Annotated in this window: 5 protein-coding genes; all 5 read right to left on the bottom strand. The window is 35.5% G+C overall.

What is annotated here, in order from left to right; all coding sequences use genetic code 11:
- Positions 1–287: 287 nt before the first annotated feature.
- Positions 288–647, bottom strand: coding sequence for an SET domain-containing protein (locus CSW08_RS16295; protein ID WP_106660949.1), 360 nt, complete (start codon positions 645–647; stop codon positions 288–290).
- A gap of 22 nt (positions 648–669) precedes the next feature.
- Positions 670–3,411, bottom strand: coding sequence for a beta-galactosidase GalB (galB, locus tag CSW08_RS16290; RefSeq protein WP_106660948.1), 2,742 nt, complete (start codon positions 3,409–3,411; stop codon positions 670–672).
- 119 nt (positions 3,412–3,530) lie between these two features.
- Positions 3,531–4,499: a bile acid:sodium symporter family protein gene (locus CSW08_RS16285; RefSeq protein ID WP_106660946.1), complete on the bottom strand. Its 969-nt coding sequence runs from the start codon at positions 4,497–4,499 to the stop codon at positions 3,531–3,533.
- A 41-nt stretch (positions 4,500–4,540) separates the two neighbouring features.
- On the bottom strand, positions 4,541–5,032 hold the full coding sequence (locus tag CSW08_RS16280; RefSeq protein ID WP_106660945.1) for a GNAT family N-acetyltransferase: 492 nt from the start codon (positions 5,030–5,032) through the stop codon (positions 4,541–4,543).
- Between the two features lie 48 nt (positions 5,033–5,080).
- Positions 5,081–6,355 (bottom strand): argininosuccinate lyase, encoded by a 1,275-nt coding sequence (argH, locus tag CSW08_RS16275; protein ID WP_106660943.1) that lies wholly within the window; start codon positions 6,353–6,355, stop codon positions 5,081–5,083.
- Between the last annotated feature and the right edge of the window lie 124 nt (positions 6,356–6,479).

Genomic DNA, 6,479 nt, shown 5'->3' with positions numbered 1-6,479 from the left:
TTTTATTGCTTTCGTTTGCCTTACTCAGACGGCACTCGTTGCAAACGAGCGCTAGCGGTGGGAAACCAATCTAAACTTTACCAACATTCATTTAGGACAATCCACAATTATTTAATTATTTGAGTTAGTCACCAAATTATAATTTTTGGGATCCTTAAAGCCCGCTTTTAGAAGTGCGCTTTTTTTATTTTACAAGTATTATAAATAATCGCTTATTCCTTTAAAAAACAGTTTTGTCATCTCAATAAAGAATCAGATTTTTCAAGCCATAAAGCTTAACCAAGAGTTTAGAAATTATTAACAAAATCTTCAAAAGCATCATTATAGTAAATGGTAATTTCAGTCCCCTTTAAAATATCCGTTTTAGCCACAAATGTTTGAATTAGGTTTTCAAAATCCCGCTCATCAACTTTGGCATTCGGTTGACTACTATGATTAAAAAAACTTCCCGCATCACTTATGCAAATAGCATCATATTCCTCTGTCCAAGGAAATTGAAGGGTTGCCAAAACTTCTGGCAAGTTTTCATTTACATGAACCAACACCATGTGACTCGTAACTAATTGCTCTCCTCTTGTAATGTTTCGTGTTGCAAAAACACCTTTTCCGTGTAATGGCGATTGTATTATTTCTAATAGAGTACCCATTTTTTTTCTTGTGATTTTACACTTATGGCGTAAATGCTTTAATTTCAACAATACCTGTTTCTAAACCATTAGATTTGGCAGTAACTTTTATAGTTCCCATTTCACCTTTTTTAGAGCGCACAATAACCAATGCCAGTCCATTAAAAGCATGACGTTTTTTTGAAACAAACGCTGTTAAGTCGGATGCATCACCATTATCCGTCGCAATAATTTCTCCAGGCCCTTCTATTTCAAACTCCAATAAGTTATTGGCGGTTGGAACTATCAATCCATTTTTATCTTTCACTTCAATGGTTATAAAAGATAGATCTTTCCCATCGGCATCAATCGTAGTTCTATCTGCCTTTACCATTAATTTAGAAGCTTCCTCAGTCGTTTTTACTGTTTTCTCTGCCCAAACTTTTCCGTTTTTATAAGCAACAGCTTTTAGTTCTCCGGGTTGATACGTCACATCATCCCAACGCAAACGGTATTCATAATCGCCCTTTTTCTTTTTTCCCAGCGATTTTCCGTTAAGAAATAATTCAACTTCATCACCCGAGGTAAATACATGCACAGGAGTTATTTTGTCCATACGCTCAGGCCAATTCCAATGTGGCAAAATATGAACCATTGGCAAATCTGGTCGCCATCTCGATTGGTATAAATAAAAGCGGTCTTTCGGGAAACCTGCTAAATCTATGATGCCGTTATAAGAACTTCGTGCATCATAATAAGGCGTTGGTTCGCCTAGATAATCAAAACCTGTCCACACAAATTCCCCAGCGGAATAGGGATGTTTGTCTAACGAGGCAAAAACCTTATCGGCACTAGATCCAAAATCAACAGCATAAAGCTCATAAGCGCTTACTTGTTTTATTTTAGAATCACCACCCATACCATCGCGAATGGGTGAACTCATTAAATCTGATACTGGAAACAAATACACACCACGACTACTAGCAGCAGAAGCCGTTTCGCTACTAAGAATCACTTTGTTTGGAAACTTTTTGTGATACGGTTCGTATTGTGGTTTTGTTTTAATTCTATCGGTAACGTTATCAAAAATGGGGTCTTGGCGAATGCCTTCCCCTTGATAATTAAAACTTATCACATCCATCGCATTTGAAAAAGGCATATCTGATTTTGCCCAATTCATAGCACTAGTTGTTGGCCTGGTTGAGTCTTCTTCTTTCACGATATCAGACAATCTTTTCCCTATCGCTGCGCCTTCTTCATCAGTATATTGCTCACCAACCTCGTTGCCATAACTCCATATTATAATGGATGGATGGTTTTTATCTCTCCGTACCATCGCTCTTGTGTCAGCTTCATGCCAATCTGGAAAAATCAAATGGAAATCGTGGGGCGTTTTCTTCCGTTCCCAAGAATCAAACACTTCATCAATGACCAAAAAACCCATTTTATCTGTTAGTTCTAACAATTCTGGTGCGGGTGGATTATGTGCCATACGAATGGCATTCACGCCCATTTCCTTTAAAATTTCTAATTTACGTTCTGCTGCACGCACGTTAAATGCCGCTCCCATAGCTCCCAAATCGTGATGTTCATTAACGCCTTGTATTTTTATTAATTCGCCATTGACCAATATGCCTTGATTAGGGTCTAGTTTGATGTTTTTAATACCAAACGTTGTTTCGTATTCATCGATTAAAACACCTTCACGCAGTATGGAAGTGATGGCTTTGTACAGATTTGGTGTTTGCGTTGGTGGAGGCCCCCAAAGCTGGGGATTTTCTACGGTTACTGAACCTTTTATGGTTTCACTATTTCCTGCTGAAATTTTAGTCGTAGTCTTTTCTATCGTGGCGACATTTGCTCCGATGTCATCATTGTTGCATGTGTAAATTTCTGTGATGGTTTCAATGTCTGCATCTGAATCAGAATTATTTTTAACTGTAACATCAAAATGAATGTTTGCTGATTCTTTAGAAACATTTGAAGTTGTTACCGTCGTTCCCCAATGCGACACATGCACTTTATTAGTTTTAGTCAACCAAACATTACGATAGATGCCACCACCTGGATACCAACGTGCCGAATGATTCGGATTGTCTAATCGTATCGCAATTTGATTTTCTCCTGAAAAGTTAAGGTAAGGTGTTAAATCTAATCGAAACGAATTATAACCATAAGGCCAACCGCCCACCAACTGTCCATTTAACCAAACTATGGCATACGACATGGCACCGTCAATATCTAAATAAATCGATTTATTTTTATCTGCTTCTGTAACATCAATTTTTCTTCTGTACCAAGCAATCCCATTACTAGGTAAACGTCCCATGCCACCGCCAACTTCCGCATTTGAGCCTTCTTGGAACGGTCCTTTTATCGCCCAATCGTGTGGTAAGTTTACGTTCTCCCAGCTGCTATCATCAAACGTTGCTTGCACAAATGGGAAGTCGCTTCCTGGATGTCCTTCTGGACGTACATGATGATTAATTGTATCTTTTATAAACGGATTCGCTGCTGGTAAAATATACGGTTTCAATGCTTTTTTAGAAGCCTCAAGTTTTTCCGCTTCTGTTGCAGGCGTATCGGCTTCTTTTGCATCATTTGCATTCACTACTTCTGGACGAACATCATAAAACAAATCATCAGCGTCTTCTAAAGAAGCGTATTTCATAAACTTCCAGTTGTCATTTATGGAAATACATTCCCTTGGAATTTCGTTTTTTGTTGTTGATGATTTACAAGATATTATAATAATAAAACATGTTGATATCAATAAATTAAGTACACGAGAAGTCAATTTGCACATATATTTCCTTTTAAATTATTAATGTCGAAAACAGAATGAAATTCCATTTTTTAAACCTGTTCAAGATAAGAAATCTATGAGAAATTTTAATGAATAGTGGGTATTCGTTTAGTCTTGCGTTACGAATGTTGTCGCCTTGCCAATTTTGAAGCAACCACACTAATAATTAATATTTGAATGGCATGAAATAGCATAAGGGGTAATAAGATGATTCCAATGGACGCCATATTTCCAAAAAGTATTTTAGAAAAAACAGTGCCATGTACCAAGGATTTTTTGGTTCCACAAAACTGGGCGGTGATTTGGTCTTCTTTATTGAAATCTAACTTTTTGGCCATAAAACCTGTCAAGAAGAAAGCTAAGAAAAATAATAGCATTACCCCTATAAAAAGTAATAACAAATCTAAAATTGATACCGAACTAAATATGTTTTCTTCAAACGATTCAGCAAAACTCTTGTAAATAATTAGTAAGATGATAGACTTATCAAACATCGTCAATTTTGCACTGTGCTTCAGAGCAAAAGTGCCTAGAAAACGTTGCAACAATAGTCCTAAAATAACAGGTAGGATAATTTGTAGAATGAGTTTTGTATAAATTTCGGTAAAGTCGAAATCCGTTTGCGCCGGATTTACAAACAATCCCATCCACAATGGCGTAAGAGCAATGCCTATAATTCCAGAAATACTGGCATTAAAAATGGCCGCAGGTATGTTTCCTTTTGCCATAGACACCATGACTACAGATGATGATACCGTTGATGGTAAGGCTGCTAAAAAAAAGAATGCCAACCACATCGTGTTTTGCTCTTCTGTTTGCAAAAATGGATGAAAAGCTAAAACAAGAAGTGGAAAAATTAAAAAGGTTGAGACTTGAACTAAAATGTGTAATTTCCAGTTTTTAAGACCTGCTTTTAATTTATCTGGACTTAATTTAAGTCCGTAAAAAAAGAAAATCAACGAAATTCCTATGGTGCTAATCGTGTCAAGAGGAATGGGGCTTTCTTTTGTCCCCCAATGTGGAAAGAGATAAGCCATAACAATTACAGCTATAATGGCTATTACAAACTTATCAATCTTTAATTTCATATTTTTAAGATGAGGAAAATATTAAAGAAATTCACTTAGTATTATATACTTTTCTCAAAACAATAAAACATACCCTTTCTAAAATATACTTGTCCGGCTGAACTATAACCTAATCTCTGATAAAATTCCAGAGATTTTGGGTTACCAGAAAATGCATCTAGTCTTATGGCGACATAGCCGTCATTTTTAGCTTTTGTTTCAACAAATTGCATTAATTTTTTAGCAATTCCTATACCCTGAAATTTAGATTTAACCGCTAAACGATGAATAATTAAAGGTTTATCATCATGAAATTTCCAATCAATAGCATTATATTCCTCATTAAAAATTTCGTTAAAAGCAATATATCCTATTAGTTGCTCATTATCAAAATATCCATATCCATGATGATTAATAATATCATTTTCAATAATCTTGAAATCTGGATAAATTTCATCCCATTGATCAATATTATTTTCTAACATATTTCTTTTAACATCATTAAAAATATCAAGCGCATTTTTTAAATAGTCAATCGAAATCTGTTTAATCATTTGCCTTCAAATAAACATAAATACTTTGGCTTTTACTTGTATCAAAACCTAATCAGGAAACTTAGCCCGAATTTTATCCAAACACAAATTATGAATACTACCAACGTGTGTATGTTTTTTTGAGGTGTCTGGTTTGTATGTGCCATCTTGTACTTGTCCACCAATTTTTTGGTAGGCTTCCCTAAAACTTTGCCCTTCAACAACAAGCGTGTTAATATTATCAACCGTAAAAAGGTATTTGTACAAATCGTTATTTACATCAACATCTTTCACAATAATTTGCTGAATCGAGTAATTGAAAATATCTAAAATATCCTTGACGTCTTCAAAAGCTGCAATCATGTTTTCTTTTAGTAACTGAAAATCCCTGTGGTAGCCACTTGGCAAATTGTTTGTTATTAACAGCATTTCAGTTTGTAGCGCTTGTATTTTATTGCATTTACCACGAATCAACTCAAAAACATCTGGATTCTTTTTGTGTGGCATGATGCTACTACCCGTTGTTAAGGCATCCGGAAAGGAAATAAATCCGAAATTCTGACTCATATACAAACAGACATCCATGGCAAAACGGCTCATGGTATTACACAAACTGCCTAAACTGGCCGCAATGGTACGTTCACTTTTCCCTCTGCTCATTTGTGCCGCAACCACATTGTATTTTAAGGTTGCAAAATCCATTTCTTTAGTTGTGAATTCCCTATCAATTGGAAATGAACTACCATACCCGGCAGCAGAACCTAACGGATTTTGATCGACGGTTTTCAAGGCGGCATTTAGTAAATATACATCGTCAATTAAGACCTCAGCATATGCTGAAAACCATAACCCAAACGATGATGGCATGGCAACCTGTAAATGTGTATAACCTGGAAGGACTTTGTCTTTATACCTATCGGCTAAACCTAAAAGGGTTTCAAAAAGGATTTCTGTTTTTTGTTTTACTAAACCTAAATTCTCCTTGTAATATAGCTGCAACGCCACTAACACTTGATCATTTCTAGAACGCGCGGTGTGGATTTTTTTTCCAACCTCACCTAGGGTTTTTGTTAATTCAAACTCAATTTTAGAGTGTACATCTTCAAATTGTGGGTCAATAACAAAGGTTCCATTATCAATTTGAGTTTCAATTTTTTTTAAACCTCCTAACAATTCTATCAGTTCGTTAGCAGTAAGAATGCCAATTTTTTGAAGCATTTTAGCATGTGCCCTAGATGCAATAACATCGTACTTTGCTATATGAACATCAATTTCCCTATCATTGCCAACAGTAAATTGCTCTATTTTTTTATCGATTGATATGCCTTTGTCCCAGAGTTTCATTTCTTAATGTTTAGTCGTTTGTTGTTTAGTTGTTGAGTCGACCATACGACCGAAAAACAAACTCACAACAAACATTTATATAATTACATTATTCAAAAATTTTATTTCTTTTTATGCTAAATTG

The organism is Confluentibacter flavum (assembly GCF_002843175.1).
Classification (GTDB): domain Bacteria; phylum Bacteroidota; class Bacteroidia; order Flavobacteriales; family Flavobacteriaceae; genus Confluentibacter; species Confluentibacter flavum.
The sequence above is the reverse complement of the archived record's forward strand: the minus strand, read 5'-3'. Positions and strand labels throughout refer to the sequence as shown.